This window comes from Streptomyces racemochromogenes (genome assembly GCF_044129415.1).
In the GTDB taxonomy this organism is placed as follows: Bacteria; Actinomycetota; Actinomycetes; order Streptomycetales; family Streptomycetaceae; genus Streptomyces; species Streptomyces racemochromogenes_A.
This window is the reverse complement of record NZ_JBBDHD010000017.1, coordinates 42,253-59,493: the sequence shown is the minus strand read 5'-3', so window position 1 is coordinate 59,493 and position 17,241 is coordinate 42,253. Positions and strand designations below refer to the sequence as shown.

Genomic DNA, 17,241 nt, shown 5'->3' with positions numbered 1-17,241 from the left:
TTCTGTCGTCCTTTGCTGCAGGCAGCGGCCACAGGCGGGCGGCGGGCGCCGAGAAAAGAGGAGCGCGTAGCGATCTGGCGCGGAGGGCGGCCCCGATGGGGACTGGTGTCGGCTCGGATGCCCGGTCTGCCGGCCCCCGGGCGGCCGTCCGGTCTGCTGGTCCCGCCGTATGTCCGACTCTGGACCGGACCGTTCCTCTGGGGGCTTCCCGACAGTCCTTGTCTTTTCGGTTCGGGACGGGCTGTCAAGGGTGGCCGGAGGCCATCGCGCAGCGACGCGACGAAGGAGCGCCCTTGACAGGCCGGCCCGAACCGGAAGGACAGTGGGACTGACGGGAAACCCCCAGACCGTCTCCGAGACCGCCCAGGTCAGACCCCGGCCCATCCGCCCCGGGCAGCCGTCCGGGCACCGCCCGGCGGGACCCCGCCGGGCGGATGTCCCGGCCAGCCCCCCACTCCCGCCCCGGCGGGATCCCGCCCCCGCCCCACCCGCCCGCACCCGGGGAGGCGGGTGGGCAGCCACCGGCCCCTCAAGGGGGCGATGGCGGGCCCGCGCCGCGAACGCCGTACGGGCCCGCCCCGGGCCCCCGCATGTCACGGGTGCGCTGCAAGCGTGGGCACCCCGGCCGGGGGTGGCGGGGCCCCTCGTAGAATCGCCGGGTGGATACGACCCTGGATGACCCCCTCGTCGGGCGCGTGCTCGACGGCCGCTACCGCGTCGACGCCCGTATCGCCGCAGGCGGCATGGCGACGGTCTACCGGGCCCTCGACACCCGTCTCGACCGCGTCCTCGCGCTGAAGATCATGCACCCGGACCTGGCCGCCGACGCCGCCTTCGTCGACCGGTTCATCCGCGAGGCGAAGTCCGTGGCCCGCCTCGCGCACCCCAACGTGGTCGCCGTCTTCGACCAGGGCACCGACGGCCCCTACACCTACCTGGCCATGGAGTACGTCTCCGGCTGCACCCTGCGCGACGTCCTGCGCGAGCGCGGCGCGCTCCAGCCGCGGGCCGCTCTCGACATCCTGGAGCCGGTCCTCGCCGCCCTCGGCACCGCCCACCGCGCCGGGTTCGTCCACCGGGACATCAAGCCCGAGAACGTCCTGATCGGCGACGACGGCCGGGTGAAGGTCGCCGACTTCGGCCTCGTCCGCTCCGTGGACGCCGCCACCCACACCACCGGCTCCATCCTCGGCACCGTCTCCTACCTCGCGCCCGAGCAGATCGAGGACGGGGTCTACGACACCCGCGTGGACGTCTACGCCTGCGGCGTCGTGCTGTACGAGATGCTCACCGGCTCCAAGCCGCACACCGGCGGCACCCCGGCGCAGGTGCTCTTCCAGCACCTCAACGAGGACGTCCCGCCCCCGTCGGCCGCCGTCCCCGGGCTGCCCTCCGCGCTCGACGAGCTCGTCGCGCAGGCCACCGCCCGCACCCCCGATCTGCGCCCCGCCGACGCCGCGGCGCTGCTGGGTCTGGCCCGCGAGGCCCGGGCGCGGATCGGCGAGGCCGAGCTGGACGCCGTACCGCCGCAGGCGCGGGCCGCCGAGCGGTCCGCCGCCGAGGACCGCACCAGCGTGATCCCGCGCCCGGTGCCGGGGCCGGCGCAAGAGCCCGTGCTGCACCACACCTCCCGCCTGGAGCGCCCGCACACTCCCCCTCCCGCGCAGCCGGTACCCGCCCCCCGCCGGCAGCGCCGGGGCATGGTCCTGGTGATCGCCGGGATCCTGCTCGCCCTGGGCGTGGGCACCGGCGTCTGGTACATCAACTCCGGGCAGTTCACCAAGGTCCCCAACCTCCTCGGCAAGACGGAGGAGCAGGCCAGGGCGGAGCTCTCCGCCGCCGGTCTCGGCGTCAAGAAGGTCGACCGGAAGTTCAGCGAGGCCTTCGACCGCGGGACGGTCATGAACTCCGATCCCGTCGGCGGCAAGAAGATCCGCGGCAACGGCGCGGTGACCCTCACCGTCTCGCGGGGGCCCGAGCTGGTCAGCGTGCCCGACCTCAAGGGCCGCCCGCTGGAGGAGGCCAAGGCCGAGCTGACCAAGGCGGGGCTGGCGCCCGGGATCGTCACCCAGGCCTTCAGCCAGGACGTGGCCCAGGGCTCCGTGATCTCCACCGATCCGGCCGGCGGCCAGAAGCGGGCTCCCGACACCGCCGTCGCCCTCCAGGTCAGCAAGGGCCGCCCGGTGCAGGTCCCGCCCGTCACCGGCCAGCCCGGCGACCAGGCGCGCGCCGCGCTGGAGGCCCTCGGCCTGAAGGTGGAGACGGCCCCCGACCAGGTCAACTCCCCCTCCCCCGCCGGTACGGTCGCCAACCAGTCGATCGGCGCGGGCACCCAGGCGGCCGCCGGGGACACCGTCACGCTGACCCTCTCCAAGGGGCCCCGTCCGGTCCCGGTCCCGAACGTGGCCGGCCAGGAGGTGGAGACGGCCCGCAAGACGCTGGAGGCGCTGGGCTTCAAGGTGAAGGTGGACCGCCCCTTCCTCTCCTTCAGCAGCACGGTGGACACCCAGTCGGTGCCCGCCGGGCAGACCGCCCCCGAGGGCAGCACGATCACCATCAAGACCAAGGGGCTCTGAGCACCGTTGCTTCGCAATCCCGTGGGCGGGCACGTGCCCGTCGCCGGCGGGCTGGCCTCCGTGGGCCTGGCCTACGCCCGTGAGATGGGCGCCGAGGCCGTCCAGGTCTTCGTCGCCAACCCGCGCGGCTGGGCCACCCCGACCGGGAACCCGGCGCAGGACGAGCTGTTCCGCGCGCAGTGCGCCGAGGAGTCGGTCCCGGCGTACGTGCACGCCCCCTACCTGATCAACTTCGGCTCCCACACCGAGGCCACCGTCGAGAAGTCGGTGGAGTCCCTGCGGCACTCGCTGCGCCGGGCACGGTCGATCGGCGCGCTCGGCGTGGTCGTGCACACCGGGTCGGCGACCGGGGGCCGCCCGCGTGAGGCGGCGTACGCGCAGGTCAGGGAGCACATGCTGCCGCTCCTGGACGAGCTGACGCACGAGGACGACCCGTTCCTGCTGCTGGAGTCCACGGCGGGCCAGGGCTCCTCGCTGTGCTCGCGGACCTGGGATTTCGGCCCGTACTTCGAGGCGCTCGACCACCACGAGAAGCTCGGCATCTGCCTGGACACCTGCCACATCTTCGCGGCGGGCCACGACCTGGCCGAGCCGGGCGGCACCAAGCAGACGCTGGACCTGCTGGTGGACACGGTCGGCCCGGGCCGGCTGAAGCTGATCCACGCCAACGACTCCAAGGAGGGCGTGGGCGCGCACAAGGACCGGCACGCCAACATCGGGCAGGGCCACATCGGCCGGGAGGCCTTCGCCGAGCTGTTCTCGCACCCGGAGACGGACGGCGTCCCGCTGGTCATCGAGACCCCGGGCGGCAAGGAGGGGCACGCGGCCGACGTGGCCCTGCTGAAGGAGCTCCGCGACCTGCACTGACCACGGCCACAGTCCTTGAGGGAATACCCCTGGGGGGTATACGGTTCCACCAGTCGGCGGGACCGTCACCCGGCGTTCCGCCAGACCTTCAGGGGGTTGTCATGGAACAGGCGCACGAACACCACGAACACCACGAGCACCAAGAGCACCACGGCCACCACGGACCTCACGAGCCCGCACACGAGGACCACCGCAGCCACGCCGGCCACCAGGCCCACCACCACGCCGGGCCCGTCGGCTGGGGCATGGCCGCCAAGGCGACCCTGCACTGCCTCACCGGGTGCGCCATCGGCGAGGTGCTCGGCATGGTCGTCGGCACCGCCTTCGGCTGGGGCAACCTGCCGACGATGGTCCTGGCGATCGTCCTCGCGTTCTTCTTCGGCTACGCCCTCACCCTGCGCGGGATCCTCGCCGCCGGCGTGGACTTCCGTTCGGCCGTCCGGGTGGCGCTCGCCGCGGACACCCTGTCGATCGCCGTCATGGAGCTGATCGACAACGGCGTCATCGCCGTCTGGCCCGGCGCCATGGACGCCCACCTCTCCGAGGCCCTGTTCTGGGGCGCCCTGGCGATCTCGCTGGCGCTCGCCTTCGTCGTGACCACCCCGGTCAACAAGTGGATGATCGGCCGCGGCAAGGGCCACGCCGTCGTCCACCAGTACCACCACTGACGCGCACCGCGCCCCACTGGAGGACGGTCACAGCTCCGGACCGTCACCCGGCCCCTCCTGGTACGAGTACCGCTGCTCGCGCCAGGGGTCGCCGATGTTGTGGTAGCCGCGCTCCTCCCAGAAGCCGCGACGGTCGGCCGTCATGTACTCGATGCCCCGGACCCACTTGGGCCCCTTCCAGGCGTACAGGTGCGGGACCACGAGGCGCAGCGGGAAGCCGTGTTCGGCCGTCAGGGGTTCGCCACCCATGTGGGTGGCGAAGACGGTCCGGTCGGAGGCGAAGTCCGCCAGTCTCAGGTTGGAGCTGAAGCCGTACTCGGCCCACACCATCACGTGCGTGGCCTGCGGGGCCGGCGGCGCCAGGGCGAGGACGTCCCGGGCCAGCACCCCGCCCCACTCGGCGCCCTGCATGCTGAACTTGGTCACGCAGTGGAGGTCGGCCACCACCGAGTTGAACGGCAGTGCCGTGAACTCCTCGTGGCTCCAGCAGCGCTTCTCACCGTCGGCCGTCGCGCCGAAGACGCGGAACTCCCAGCGGTCCGGCTTGAACTTGGGCACGGGACCGTAGTGGGTGACGGGCCAGCCCCTCTGCAACCGCTGCCCCGGAGGGAGCTCGACCTGCTCTGCTCCCGGAAATTCCCGGCTGTCCGGCTGACCCATGTCTCCATGGTGACAGACGTGGCGGGGTGGTCACGACCAGGTACGAGCCGAAACGGGCAAGTCCCGGTAACTCCCACTAAGGAGGTACTTACTGGACGGTCCCCTACGGCGGTGCAAAGATGCGCGCACTGCCCAGTCACCTAGCTGACATTGCCTGGAAGGAGCCTCTGCGATGCAGGGCGACCCCGAGGTCCTCGAATTCCTGAACGAGCAGCTGACCGGCGAGCTCACGGCCATCAACCAGTACTGGCTGCACTACCGCATCCAGGACAACAAGGGGTGGACGAAGCTCGCCAAGTACACGCGTGAAGAGTCCATCGACGAGATGAAGCACGCGGACAAACTCACCGAGCGCATCCTCATGCTCGACGGTCTGCCGAACTACCAGCGCCTCTTCCACGTGCGCGTAGGACAGACGATCACCGAGATGTTCCAGGCCGACCGGCAGGTCGAGGTGGAGGCGATCGACCGCCTCAAGCGCGGCATCGAGGTCATGCGGGGGAAGGGCGACATCACCTCCGCCCGCCTCTTCGAGGAGATCCTGGAGGACGAGGAGCACCACATCGACTACCTCGACACCCAGCTGGAGCTCATCGAGTCCCTGGGCGAGGCGCTCTACATCGCACAGCTGATCGAACAGCCGAGCTGACGGCTCCGGCGGATCGGACCGCTCAGGCGGCTTCCGCCAGCTGCGGAGCCGGGGCGGCGGCGAGGACGGCCGCCGCGTCGCCCTTCTCCAGCAGTTCCCGGCGCGGGCACGCGCCGCGGCCCAGGATCCCCTGGATGGTCCGCACGCAGGAGCCGCAGTCGGTGCCGGCCTTGGTGACGGAGGCGATCTGGCGGGGGGTGCAGGCTCCGGCGGCCGCGTGTTCCTTGACCTGCCTGTCGGTGATCCCGAAACAAGAGCAGACGTACACGCGGTTCACCTCCCTGAGCGGAATGGTTCTGCAGCCATCCCCGGTGCGGTGAGGCTTACCTAACCGTACCCAAAGTTAGGGTTGCCTAAAAGGCCCGGAGACGAGGATGGGGCGCGGATCACATCGATCCGCGCCCCGTCCTCACTCAGTGCTCAGCGCACCTCACTGGTCGCGGTACATCTCCGCCACCAGGAACGCCAGGTCCAGGGACTGGCTGCGGTTGAGACGCGGGTCGCAGGCCGTCTCGTAGCGCTGGTGCAGGTCGTCGACGAAGATCTCGTCGCCGCCGCCCACGCACTCGGTGACGTCGTCACCGGTGAGCTCGACGTGGATGCCGCCCGGGTGGGTGCCCAGCGCCTTGTGGACCTCGAAGAAGCCCTTGACCTCGTCCAGGACGTCGTCGAACCGGCGCGTCTTGTGGCCGGAGGCCGCCTCGAAGGTGTTGCCGTGCATCGGGTCGGTGACCCAGGCGACGGTCGCACCGGACGCCGTGACCTTCTCGACCAGCTCGGGGAGCTTGTCGCGCACCTTGTCGGCGCCCATGCGGACGACGAAGGTCAGCCGGCCCGGCTCGCGCTCGGGGTCCAGGCGGTCGATGTACGTCAGCGCCTCGTCGACCGTGGTGGTCGGGCCGAGCTTGACGCCGATCGGGTTGGCGATCTGCGAACAGAACTCGATGTGCGCGTGGTCCAGCTGGCGGGTGCGCTCACCGACCCAGACCATGTGGCCGGAGGTGTCGTACAGCTTGCCGGTGCGGGAGTCCGTACGGGTGAGGGCGCCCTCGTAGTCCAGCAGCAGGGCCTCGTGCGAGGAGTAGAACTCCACCGCCTTGAACTCGGCCGGGTCGGTGCCGCAGGCCTTCATGAAGTTCAGGGCGTTGTCGATCTCCCGTGCGAGCTGCTCGTAGCGCTGCCCGGACGGGGAGGACTTCACGAAGTCCTGGTTCCAGGCGTGCACCTGGCGCAGGTCGGCGTAACCGCCGGTGGTGAAGGCGCGCACCAGGTTCAGCGTGGAGGCCGACGCGTGGTACATGCGCTTGAGGCGCTCGGGGTCCGGGACGCGGGCCTCTTCGGTGAAGGCGAAGCCGTTGACCGAGTCGCCGCGGTAGGTCGGCAGGGTCACGCCGTCGCGGGTCTCGGTGTCCTTGGAGCGGGGCTTGGAGTACTGGCCCGCGATGCGGCCGACCTTGACGACGGGCACGGAGGCCGCGTACGTCAGGACGGCGCTCATCTGGAGCAGCGTCTTCAGCTTGGCGCGGATGTGGTCGGCGGAGACGGCGTCGAAGGCCTCCGCACAGTCACCGCCCTGCAGCAGGAACGCCTCGCCCTTGGCGACGGCTCCCAGGCGGGCGCGCAGCTGGTCGCACTCGCCCGCGAAGACGAGCGGAGGATACGATTCGAGGTCCGCGACGACAGCGCGCAGGGCCTCGGCATCGGGGTACGAAGGCTGCTGCGCCGCGGGAAGGTCTCGCCAGGTCGCCTTGGCGGCGAGGGCGTGGGTTTCAGCGTTCACGGTCACCCCGTACACATTACGGCGTCAAACGCCGTGTCCGGCCTGATGCCCACCAGGTGAGATGATCTCGTTCGAAGGTCCACATGGCCCGAGATGAACGGAATGCAAGGTTCAGGCGACCGATGAGCCGGGATGCGGCGGTGCGGGAGCGCTGTGGGCTATGGTGCCTTCCATGTACGCGCTCTCCAGCCAGACCTGGTGGTGGTCCGCTCCCGGCGGCCCACCCCTCGTGCGTACCCACTGACACGAGCGAAACGAAGGCCGCCCCGAGGGGCGGCCTTCTGCGTGTACCCGCAGGTACCGGCCGGCCGCCCCTCCTCCCGACACCCACCGGAAGGACGCCCGCCACCGTGCACCAGTCCCACGTCTCCCCGTCCGACGTCTCCCCCTCCCCCTTCCGCCTCTCCCGGCTCCTCGACGAGAACGCCCCGCCCTTCGCGCTGCTGCGCCGGCGCACGCCCGGCCGGGACCACGACACCGTCGAGGTGCTCCTCGGCCCCGTCCACGAGGCCGGACTCCTCGCCGACCTGCCCGTCCGCGAGCTGCCCACCCTCGCCCTGGTGCCCTTCCGGCAGATCCGCGAGCGCGGCTTCGACGTGCGCGACGACGGCACGCCGCTGAGCGTGCTGGCCGCCGAGGAGGCCTACGAGGTCCCGCTCGCCGAGGCCCTCGCCGCGCTCCCGGACCACGTCGTACGGGTCGAGGGCGGCGGCTTCGACGTCGGCGACGAGGAGTACGCCGCCACCGTCGAGCGGGTGATCCGCGACGAGATCGGCCGGGGCGAGGGCGCGAACTTCGTGATCCGGCGGACGTACGGGGGCCGGATCGACGGCTTCGGCCGGGCCGACGCCCTGGCCCTGTTCCGGCGGCTGCTGGAGGGCGAGCGGGGCGCGTACTGGACGTACGTGGTCCACACCCCGGACCGGACCCTGGTCGGGGCCAGCCCCGAGGTCCACGTCCGCATGACGGGCGGCACGGTGGTGATGAACCCCATCAGCGGCACCTACCGCTACCCGGCGGGCGGCCCGACCGCCGAGTCGCTCCTCGCCTTCCTCGGCGACCGCAAGGAGACCGAGGAGCTGTCGATGGTGGTCGACGAGGAACTGAAGATGATGTGCACGGTCGGCGACATGGGCGGAACCGTCGTCGGCCCGCGGCTGAAGGAGATGGCGCACCTCGCGCACACCGAGTACGAGCTGCGCGGCCGCTCCTCCCTGGACGTGCGGGAGGTGCTGCGGGAGACCATGTTCGCGGCGACGGTCACCGGCTCACCGGTGCAGAACGCCTGCCGCGTGATCGAGCGGTACGAGCACGGGGGCCGCGGATACTACGCGGGCGCGCTGGCCCTGCTCGGCCTGGACTCCTCCGGCTCGCAGACGCTGGACTCCCCGATCCTGATCCGCACCGCCGACATCGCCCCGGACGGGACGCTGCGGGTGCCGGTCGGGGCCACCCTCGTCCGCCACTCGGACCCGCACGGGGAGGTCGCGGAGACCCACGCCAAGGCGGCCGGGGTCCTGGCCGCCCTGGGCGTGCGGGCGGCGGCGCCCCTGCCGGACCGCGCCGGCGGCGCCCGGCTGGCGGACGACCCCCGCGTCCAGGCGGCGCTGGCCTCGCGGCGGGCGGACCTGGCGCCGTTCTGGCTGCGGATGCAGGAGCGACTGCCCGCGGTGGGCGGGCACGCGCTGGTGGTGGACGGCGAGGACACGTTCACGGCGATGCTGGCGCACGTGCTGCGGGCGGCGGGGCTGGCGGTGACGGTCCGCCGCTACGACGCGCCGGGGCTGCGGGAGACGGCGCTGGCCTGGGACGGCCCGGTGGTCCTGGGCCCGGGCCCGGGCGACCCGGGCGACGGGGCGGACCCGAAGATGCGGGTGCTGCGCGGGCTGGCGGGCGAGCTGCTGGCCTCGCACCGGGGCGGCCTGCTCGGGGTCTGCCTGGGGCACGAGCTGCTGGCGGCGGAGATCGGCCTCCCCCTCGTCCGCAAGGCGGAGCCGGCGCAGGGGGCGCAGGTGCGGATCGACCTGTTCGGCAGGCCGGAGGTCGTCGGCTTCTACAACACGTACACCGCCGCCTGTGACGCGGAGGCGGAGGCGGAGCTGGCGGCGCACGGGGTCGAGGTCTCCCGCGACCCCGTCACCGACGAGGTCCACGCCCTGCGGTGCGCTGCGCGGGGCTTCGCGGGGGTGCAGTTCCATCCGGAGTCGGTGCTGACGCTGCGGGGCGCGGAGCTGCTGTCCGACCTGGTCCGGGGCCTGACCCCGGTGGGGCGGGCCTAGCCGTCGGGGGTGCTCCGCCCCGGACCCCGCGCCTCGAAACGCCGGCGTGGGGTCGGGGGCGGAGCCCCCGGGAACGGTGGATGGGCGGGGTGGGGAACGAGGCCGCCGCGGGCGGACCTCAGGCCGGGGCCGGGACCAGCGTGTTCTCGGAGCGGCGCCCCGCCAGGTAGTCCCCCACGTTCCGGACGGTCGCCTCGATGATCTGCCCCACCGCGTCGTGCGTGTAGTACGCCTGGTGCGAGGTGACCAGCACGTTCGGAAACGTGATCAGCCGCGCGAGGGTGTCGTCCGGGACCGCCTCCAGGGACTTGTCCAGGAAGAACACCCCCGCCTCCGCCTCGTACACGTCCAGCCCCACCCCCTCGAACCGCCCCGCCCGCAGCTCCCCGACCAGGGCCTCCGTGTCGATGAGCCCGCCCCGGCTGGAATTCACCAGGATCGCGTCGTCCTTCATCGAGGCCAGCGCTTCCGCGTCGATCAGGTGGCGGGTCGCCTCCATCAGGGGCACGTGCAGGCTGACCAGGTCCGCCGCCGCGAGCAGTTTCCCCTTCTCCACGTACGTCATGCCCAGCTCCACGCACGCCGGGTTCGGTGCGAGGTCCCAGCCCAGCAGCCGCATCCCGAACCCGTGCGCGATCCGCGTGAAGGCCTCCCCGATCTTCCCCGTGCCCAGCACCCCGGCCGTCCGCCCCCGCATGTCGCGGCCCATCAGCCCGTTCAGCCGGAAGTCGAAGTCACGGGTGCGGTTCGACGCGCGGACGATGCGCCGGTTCACGGCCATCGCCAGGGTCCAGGCGAACTCGGCGACGGAGTGGGGCGAGTAGTACGAGACCCGGCTGACGGTCAGCCCCAGCCGCCGCGCCGCGTCGAGGTCGATGTTGTTGAAGCCGGTGGACCGCTGGGCGATCAGCTTCGTGCCGCCCGCCGCGAGGACGTTCAGGACGCGGCCGCCCAGATCGGCGTTGACGCTGGAGGAGACGACCTCGTACCCGGCGGCGATCGGGGCGGTGTCCTCGCCGAGGAAGACGTCCAGGCAGCGGACCTCGTGCCGGCCCTCTCGCGCGAAGGCCCGTTCCAGGAGGGGTGCCTCGTCGGCGGTCACGCCGAAGGCCAGGATCTCCACGTTCACTCCCGAAAGGTCGGACCACGGGCCGTTCCATCGCTTTCGTCACGATACGTCCCGTGGTCCGGCCTCCCGCAGAGGCGGGGCGGCGGCTCAGCCGAAGAAGACCCCGGCCTCCTCGTACAGCTTGGGGTCCACCGTCTTCAGCTTGGCCGTCGCCTCGGCGATCGGGACGCGGACGATGTCCGTCCCCTTCAGCGCGACCATCTTCCCGAAGTCCCCGTCGCGCACCGCGTCGATCGCGTGCAGTCCGAAGCGGGTGGCCAGCCAGCGGTCGAAGGCGCTCGGGGTGCCGCCGCGCTGGATGTGTCCGAGGACCGTCGTGCGGGCCTCCTTGCCGGTCCGCGCCTCGATCTCCTTGGCCAGCCACTCCCCCACGCCCGACAGCCGGACGTGCCCGAAGGAGTCCCGGGAGACGGCGTCCTTGAGCACCAGCTCGCCGTCCTTGGGCATGGCCCCCTCGGCGACGACCACGATCGGCGCGTAGCTCGCCTTGAACCGGGAGGTGACCCAGGCGCAGACCTGGTCGACGTCGAAGCGCTGCTCGGGGACGAGGATGACGTTCGCCCCGCCCGCGAGCCCCGAGTGCAGCGCGATCCAGCCGGCGTGCCGGCCCATGACCTCGACGACCAGCACCCGCATGTGGGACTCGGCCGTGGTGTGCAGCCGGTCGATGGCCTCGGTCGCGATGCCGACGGCCGTGTCGAAGCCGAAGGTGTAGTCGGTGGCCGACAGGTCGTTGTCGATGGTCTTGGGCACGCCCACGCAGGGGATGCCGTACTCCTCGTACAGCCGGGCGGCCACGCCCAGGGTGTCCTCGCCGCCGATCGCGATGAGCGCGTCGACCTCGGCCTTGGCGAGGTTCTCCTTGATGGCGCGGACCCCGTTGTCCGTCTTGAACGGGTTGGTGCGCGAGGAGCCGAGGATGGTGCCGCCGCGGGGCAGGATCCCGCGGACGGCGGGGATGTCCAGGGGGACGGTGTCGCCCTCGACCGGCCCGCGCCAGCCGTCCTTGAAGCCGACGAACCCGTATCCGTACTCCTGGACGCCCTTGCGGACGACGCCCCTGATCACCGCGTTGAGCCCGGGGCAGTCGCCGCCGCCCGTGAGCACTCCGACCTTCATGGAATCTCCCTTCGCCATGACGGCCACGCTAGTGGTGACGCAGGTCACAGCGAGGGCTCTGGAGGGGTCAATTCCGGTGGAATTACGGGGCGTTGCGTACGCGTGTTCACTCGTAAGGGGAAGTAAGTACGACCGGTGCGGCCTTGCGCGTCCCCCTTACGCGTCGCTCCGTGCCTCACGCGTCGTCGAGCCCGCGTTCTATCGCGTACCGGACGAGTTCCACCCGGTTGTGCAGCTGGAGCTTGCCCAGGGTGTTCTGGACGTGGTTCTGCACCGTGCGGTGGGAGATCACCAGCCGCTCCGCGATCTGCTTGTACGACAGCCCCTTGGCCACCAGCCGCAGCACCTCGGTCTCCCGGTCGGTCAGCTGCGGGGCCTTCGGCACGTCGGCGGCGGCCGGCGCCGGGTCGGTGGCCAGGCGCCGGTACTCGCCGAGGACGAGCCCGGCCAGGCCCGGCGTGAAGACCGGGTCGCCCACGGCGGTGCGGCGGACCGCGTCGATCAGCTCCCGGGCCCCGGCGGACTTCATCAGGTAGCCGGTCGCCCCGGACTTCACCGCCTCCAGCACGTCCGCGTGCTCCCCGCTCGCCGACAGGACCAGCACGCGCAGCGACGGGTCACTGCCGACCAGCTCTTTGCAGACCTGGACGCCGGGCATGCCGGGCAGGTTGAGGTCGAGCACCAGCACCCTCGGGGCGGCGGCGCGGGCCCGGCGGACCGCCTCCGGGCCGTCCCCGGCGGTGGCGACGACGTCGAACCCGGCGGCGGCCAGGTCGCGGGCCACCGCGTCCCGCCACATCGGGTGGTCGTCGACGACCATCACCCTGATGTCGCGGAGCTCGCCGCCGTCGACGCCGCCGACTCCGTTCCCGCCGCCGCTCTCGCTGTCGTTCACTGGGTTCTCCCCCTCGGTACTTTCAGTTCCACTTCGGTGCCCTGCCCGGGGACGGACACCAGTTCGGCGCTGCCGCCGAGGTCGCGCAGCCGGCCCCGGATGGACAGGGCCACGCCCATCCGCCCCTCGCCCTCCGCCTGGTCGAGCCGGCCGGCCGGGATGCCTGGGCCGTCGTCCCGTACGGTCACGATCACCTCGTCGCCCCAGTCCTCGACCAGGATCCAGGCGCTGGCCCCCTCCCCGGCGTGCTTGCGCACGTTGTCCAGGGCGGCGCCCACGGCCGCGGCCAGCTCCCGCGCCGCGGGCACCGGCAGCGGCACCGGGGTGCCCGGCTCCGCGAAGCTCACCCGGGAGCCGGCGTGCGGGGCCAGCAGGGAGCGCAGGTCCACCTCGCCCCCGTCGGCGCCCGGCTCCTCCACCTCGTACGTGTCCACCAGCGCGCCGAGCGCCTCGTCGCGCGAGACCCGGGAGGGGCGCACCAGCCCGCTGGAGACCAGCGAGCGCAGCGCCACCTCCTGCTCCCCGGCCATCCGGCCGAGCTCGGCGGCCTCTCCGCCCAGCTCGGTGCCCCGCCGCTGGACCATGGCGAGGACCTGGAGGACCCCGTCGTGGATGTCACGGGCGAGGCGTTCGCGTTCGCGGGTGGCGGCCTCGATCTCCAGGGCACGGGCGAGGGTCGCCTCGCTGGCCCGGGCGACCTCGACGACGTAGCCGAGGGCAATGGAGGCGACCCAGACCAGCAGGACGTTGTGCAGGGTGTCCCGGGTGGGGTCGCCGCCGTGGATGGCGATGTTGGCGACCGCCACGAAGGTCGAGGCGATGCCGGCCCAGCGCCACCCGCCCTTGAGGGCGAAGGCGAGGACCGAGCCGGCCGTCCAGATGCTGGGGAGGGTGGGGCCGCCCGCCTGGATGCGGGCGTGGGTGTCGGCGAGCGGGGTGAGGGCGATCCCGACGAGGGCGACGGCGAGGTCGGCGGCGAGGAAACCCCGGGTGCAGCGCGCCGCCCCGGCCACCCGGCGCAGGGTGGCCGGCGTCCAGACGGCGAGGGCGGCGAGGTAGCCGGCCGCGAGCCAGGGGCGGACGAAGTCCTTGTACGCGGAGGCGAACAGCAGGACCGCGTAGACCATGGTGAGCAGCCGGTACGCGGTCAGCGCCCGCCACAGCGGCTGCTCGACCGACATCCGTACGACGCGCTCGCGCTTCGGCGCCATCTCCCCCACCCCCGCCGCGCGGACGGCGGCCTCGGCCGTCCGCGGCGACTACTCCGCGCTCTCCGCGCTCTTCTCGCCCTTGTCGCCCTTGTCCGCCTTGGCGGCGTCCTTGGCGGCCTTCTCCGCGTCCGCGATCTGCCGCTTGGCAGCCGTCGCGTAGATGTCGACGTACTCCTGGCCGGAGAGCTTCATGATCTCGTACATGACCTCGTCGGTCACCGAGCGGAGGATGAAGCGGTCCCCGTCCATGCCCTGGTAACGGCTGAAGTCCAGCGGCTTGCCGATCCGGATGCCCGGGCGCATCAGCTTCGGGACCACCTTGCCGGGCGGCTGGATCTTCTCGGTGTCGATCATCGCCACCGGGATCACGGGGGCACCGGTGGCCAGCGCCACCCGGGCCAGACCGCCGGGCTTGCCGCGGTAGAGGCGGCCGTCGGGTGAACGGGTCCCCTCCGGGTAGATACCGAACAGCTCCCCGCGCTCGATGACCTCGATGCCGCTCTTGATGGCGGCCTCGCCCGCACCGCGGGCGCCGGAGCGGTCCACGGGGAGCTGGCCGACGCCCTTGAAGAAGGCCGCGGTCAGCTTGCCCTTGACCCCGGGGGAGGTGAAGTACTCCGCCTTTGCGATGAAGGTCACCTTCCGGTCCAGCACGGCCGGCAGGAAGAAGGAGTCGGAGAAGGACAGGTGATTGCTCGCGAGGATCGCCGGCCCCTCGGCGGGAATGTTTTCGAGGCCCTCCACCCACGGCCTGAAGGCGAGCTTCAGCGAACCGCCGATGGAGAACTTCATTGCGCCGTAGATCAACTCGAAAGCCTTCCTGTGTCTGTCGATCAGACCATAACCCCTGGCTCCACCGAGAGCGCCCGACGACCCTGGTCGGTGTCATCCCGGTCGCGTACGGTGAAGTCACACAGCGCGACGCACCCGTACGTACCCGTACCCCGCACGCGTCATGGTCATCGTCGAGTCGAAGTCCTCACCCATCAAGGAGACTGTGGTGCCCGTCCTCCCTGGAGCAGAGCCGTTCCGCCACGAGGGCGGAGAGGTGGGCGTGCTCCTCTGCCACGGCTTCACCGGTTCCCCGCAGTCGCTGCGCCCCTGGGCCGAGTACCTGGCCGAGCGCGGACTGACGGTCTCGCTGCCGCTGCTCCCCGGGCACGGCACGCGCTGGCAGGACATGCAGCTCACCGGCTGGCAGGACTGGTACGCGGAGGTGGACCGGGCGCTGCGGGAGCTGCTGGAGCGGTGCTCGCAGGTGTTCGTGTTCGGGCTCTCGATGGGCGGCGCGCTGACCCTGCGGCTGGCCGCCAAGCACGGGGACGCCATCAGCGGCATCGTCCTCGTCAACCCGGCCAACAAGGTCCACGACCGGCTGGCCGTCGCCCTTCCGGTGGCCAAGCACTTCATCCGCTCGACGCCGGGGATCGCCAGCGACATCGCCAAGCCGGGCTCGGCGGAGGTCGGCTACGACCGGGTCCCGACGAAGGCGGCGCACTCGCTGCGCACGTTCTTCCGGCTGGTCGACACCGAGTTGCCGCAGGTCACCCAGCCGGTGCTGCTGCTCCACAGCCCCCAGGACCACGTGGTCCCGCCGGTGGACTCGGAGCGGATCCTGGCGCGGATCTCCTCGACGGACGTCACCGAGACCCTGCTGGAACAGAGTTACCACGTCGCGACGTTGGACCATGACGCGGAGCGGATCTTCGCGGACAGCTATGCGTTCGTCGGGCGGCTCGCGGAGAGCGTCGGCAGGGAGGGGGCGGCCAGCGGTGGCTGAGCACGAGGAATCCTCCGGGGGGGTGCCCCCGCTGGACGAGGAAGCGGCGTGGGCCGCGATCGTCGCCGGGTACGGGCAGGAACCGCCGGACCCGCCGGGAGCGCGTCCGTTCCGGCCGATCGAGAACCTGATGTTGCCGGAGGAGGACGTCCAGCCGGAGCCGCCGTCCGCCGCGCCGTCGGCACCGACGGCCCTGGGCAGCTCGGTGGTCTTCGCCCCGGGCGTCGGCCTCGGGCCCCGCGACCACTCCCCGGCCGAGCCGAAGGACGAGGACGCGTCGGAAGACAGCGCCGACGAGGGCCACTTCGTCCCGCCGGAACCCCCGGAGCTCCCGGCGGCGGACACGACGGCGAAGTTCGCCTGGCTGGCGGTCGTCGGCGGCCCGGTGCTGCTGCTCCTGGCGGTCCTGCTCCAGTGGGACATGACCTGGTGGCTCACCACCCTGGGCATCGGCGGCTTCCTCGGCGGCTTCGCCACCCTGGTGGCCCGCATGTCGGGCGACACCGATGACGACGACGACCCGGGCCGCGGGGCGGTGGTGTAGGAGGCGGCCATACCGCCCGTAGCGCGGGCCATCTCCCCCGCGAGGGGCCCACGCGCCTCCCCGGGTGCGGCTGGGTGGGCGGGCGCCGGCACCCCGCCGGCCGGAACCAGGACAGCGGCCCGGGACGGGGGGCTTGGCGGCGGATCGGCCGACGGAAGCGCAAAGACGGCCGGGACCTGCGATGACCGGGTTCCGGCAGGCCGGTCTCAGGGAGGGTTGGGGGGTTCCCGCCAGTCTCATCGTCCTTCCAGCCGCTACCCGCCGGGCTGCCGGGCCCCTACGCCCCCGCCCGCAGGCGCAGGGCCGCCAGGAGCGGGAGGTGGTCCGTGGCGGTGCGGAGGTCGGTGGCGGGGAGGCCCGTCGGGACGCCGCAGGCGAGGACCTCCACGCTGCGGGAGGCGAAGACCGCGTCGATGCGGCGGGACGGGGCTGCGGCGGGGAAGGTGTTCTCGCCGCCCCAGGGGGCCTTCGTCCAGCAGTCCTGGAGGGTGTCCGACAGGCGGGTGAAGGCGGGGCCGCCCGGCGTTTCGTTGACGTCGGCGGCGGCGATCACGTGCGGGGTGTCCAGGGTCTCGACCCGGTCCAGGAGGAGCTCGGCCTGGGCGGCGCGCTCGGTCGGTTCCAGGGAGAGGTGGGCGCTGACCACACCGACCCGCGCCGACCCGAAGCGGACCACCGCGGTGGCGAAGCCGCGCCGGTGCAGCCCGGGCGTGAGCGGGAGCAGGACGTCCTCGGTCCGCTCCACGAAGGCCCGTAGCGAGCACAGCAGCAGCGGCCCCGCCGCCGTCGCGCCGCCGCTCAGGACCACCAGGTCGGTCTTGGCGGCCAGCCGGGCGGCGTGCTTGCGCCAGCGGAAAAAGCGCGGGGCTTCCTGGACGAAGACCAGGTCCGGCGCGCAGGCGCGGATCACCCGGGCCAGCGCCTCCTCGTCGTCGCGCAGCGAACGCACGTTGTAGCCGAGGACGCGGATGACGGCGGAGCCGTCCGGTTCGGTGTGGGAGGCGGGCAGTGCGTCGGGGAGGGCGTCGGCATCGGGCAGCGGCTGGGGCAGGGGCAGCGTGTCGGGCACCATGTCCGCACGATA

16 protein-coding genes are annotated in these 17,241 nt (G+C 72.3%); 7 read left to right on the top strand and 9 right to left on the bottom strand.

The genetic code is table 11. The features are described 5' to 3' along the window. Positions 1 to 659 precede the first annotated feature (659 nt). The 3 genes from pknB to WDV06_RS09535 all read left to right on the top strand — a co-directional run bounded on the left by pknB (position 660) and on the right by WDV06_RS09535 (position 4,111). Entirely contained in the window at positions 660 to 2,576 is a 1,917-nt protein-coding gene (gene pknB, locus WDV06_RS09545; RefSeq protein ID WP_395509203.1) for a Stk1 family PASTA domain-containing Ser/Thr kinase, read from the top strand. 6 nt (positions 2,577 to 2,582) lie between these two features. Further along, entirely contained in the window at positions 2,583 to 3,443 is an 861-nt protein-coding gene (locus WDV06_RS09540) for a deoxyribonuclease IV (RefSeq protein WP_395509202.1), read from the top strand. Between the two features lie 101 nt (positions 3,444 to 3,544). Further along, positions 3,545 to 4,111: a DUF4396 domain-containing protein gene (locus WDV06_RS09535; RefSeq protein ID WP_395509201.1), complete on the top strand. Its 567-nt coding sequence runs from the start codon at positions 3,545 to 3,547 to the stop codon at positions 4,109 to 4,111. 27 nt (positions 4,112 to 4,138) lie between these two features. Here the strand turns inward: WDV06_RS09535 and WDV06_RS09530 are convergent, their stop codons facing one another. Further along, the gene (locus tag WDV06_RS09530; protein WP_395509200.1) at positions 4,139 to 4,771 is read right to left on the bottom strand and encodes a sulfite oxidase-like oxidoreductase; all 633 of its coding nucleotides are present in this window, start codon (positions 4,769 to 4,771) and stop codon (positions 4,139 to 4,141) included. 172 nt (positions 4,772 to 4,943) lie between these two features. On the opposite strand from WDV06_RS09530, the gene bfr reads away from it, so the two are divergent. Further along, a complete protein-coding gene (gene bfr, locus WDV06_RS09525) occupies positions 4,944 to 5,420 on the top strand; it encodes a bacterioferritin (protein ID WP_037926968.1) in 477 nt (158 codons plus the stop codon). 22 nt (positions 5,421 to 5,442) lie between these two features. On the opposite strand, the gene WDV06_RS09520 is transcribed toward bfr, so the two are convergent. Next, positions 5,443 to 5,697, bottom strand: a complete 255-nt coding sequence (locus tag WDV06_RS09520) for a (2Fe-2S)-binding protein (RefSeq protein WP_395509199.1) — start codon at positions 5,695 to 5,697, stop codon at positions 5,443 to 5,445. Between the two features lie 153 nt (positions 5,698 to 5,850). Beyond that, positions 5,851 to 7,215, bottom strand: a complete 1,365-nt coding sequence (locus WDV06_RS09515; RefSeq protein ID WP_395509198.1) for a class II 3-deoxy-7-phosphoheptulonate synthase — start codon at positions 7,213 to 7,215, stop codon at positions 5,851 to 5,853. A 335-nt stretch (positions 7,216 to 7,550) separates the two neighbouring features. Here WDV06_RS09515 and WDV06_RS09510 point away from each other — a divergent pair, with 335 nt between their 5' ends. After that, entirely contained in the window at positions 7,551 to 9,479 is a 1,929-nt protein-coding gene (locus WDV06_RS09510; RefSeq protein WP_395509197.1) for an anthranilate synthase family protein, read from the top strand. A gap of 118 nt (positions 9,480 to 9,597) precedes the next feature. Here WDV06_RS09510 and WDV06_RS09505 read toward each other — a convergent pair whose 3' ends face one another. The 5 genes from WDV06_RS09505 to WDV06_RS09485 all read right to left on the bottom strand — a co-directional run bounded on the left by WDV06_RS09505 (position 9,598) and on the right by WDV06_RS09485 (position 14,625). Further along, positions 9,598 to 10,602, bottom strand: coding sequence for a 2-hydroxyacid dehydrogenase (locus WDV06_RS09505; protein WP_395509235.1), 1,005 nt, complete (start codon positions 10,600 to 10,602; stop codon positions 9,598 to 9,600). Between the two features lie 93 nt (positions 10,603 to 10,695). Next, positions 10,696 to 11,727: a 6-phosphofructokinase gene (locus tag WDV06_RS09500; RefSeq protein ID WP_395509234.1), complete on the bottom strand. Its 1,032-nt coding sequence runs from the start codon at positions 11,725 to 11,727 to the stop codon at positions 10,696 to 10,698. A gap of 175 nt (positions 11,728 to 11,902) precedes the next feature. Further along, positions 11,903 to 12,547, bottom strand: a complete 645-nt coding sequence (locus tag WDV06_RS09495) for a response regulator (RefSeq protein ID WP_395509233.1) — start codon at positions 12,545 to 12,547, stop codon at positions 11,903 to 11,905. A gap of 71 nt (positions 12,548 to 12,618) precedes the next feature. After that, positions 12,619 to 13,833, bottom strand: a complete 1,215-nt coding sequence (gene macS / locus WDV06_RS09490) for a MacS family sensor histidine kinase (protein WP_395509196.1) — start codon at positions 13,831 to 13,833, stop codon at positions 12,619 to 12,621. Between the two features lie 48 nt (positions 13,834 to 13,881). Continuing rightward, the gene (locus tag WDV06_RS09485) at positions 13,882 to 14,625 is read right to left on the bottom strand and encodes a lysophospholipid acyltransferase family protein (RefSeq protein WP_395509232.1); all 744 of its coding nucleotides are present in this window, start codon (positions 14,623 to 14,625) and stop codon (positions 13,882 to 13,884) included. Positions 14,626 to 14,833: 208 nt separating this feature from the next. Between WDV06_RS09485 and WDV06_RS09480 the strand changes: the two genes are divergently transcribed. After that, positions 14,834 to 15,613, top strand: coding sequence for an alpha/beta hydrolase (locus tag WDV06_RS09480; protein WP_395509195.1), 780 nt, complete (start codon positions 14,834 to 14,836; stop codon positions 15,611 to 15,613). Further along, entirely contained in the window at positions 15,606 to 16,157 is a 552-nt protein-coding gene (locus tag WDV06_RS09475) for a hypothetical protein (protein WP_395509194.1), read from the top strand. The genes WDV06_RS09480 and WDV06_RS09475 overlap by 8 nt, the downstream gene beginning before the upstream one ends. A gap of 277 nt (positions 16,158 to 16,434) precedes the next feature. On the opposite strand, the gene WDV06_RS09470 is transcribed toward WDV06_RS09475, so the two are convergent. Further along, positions 16,435 to 17,229 (bottom strand): endonuclease/exonuclease/phosphatase family protein, encoded by a 795-nt coding sequence (locus WDV06_RS09470; RefSeq protein WP_395509193.1) that lies wholly within the window; start codon positions 17,227 to 17,229, stop codon positions 16,435 to 16,437. Positions 17,230 to 17,241 lie beyond the last annotated feature (12 nt).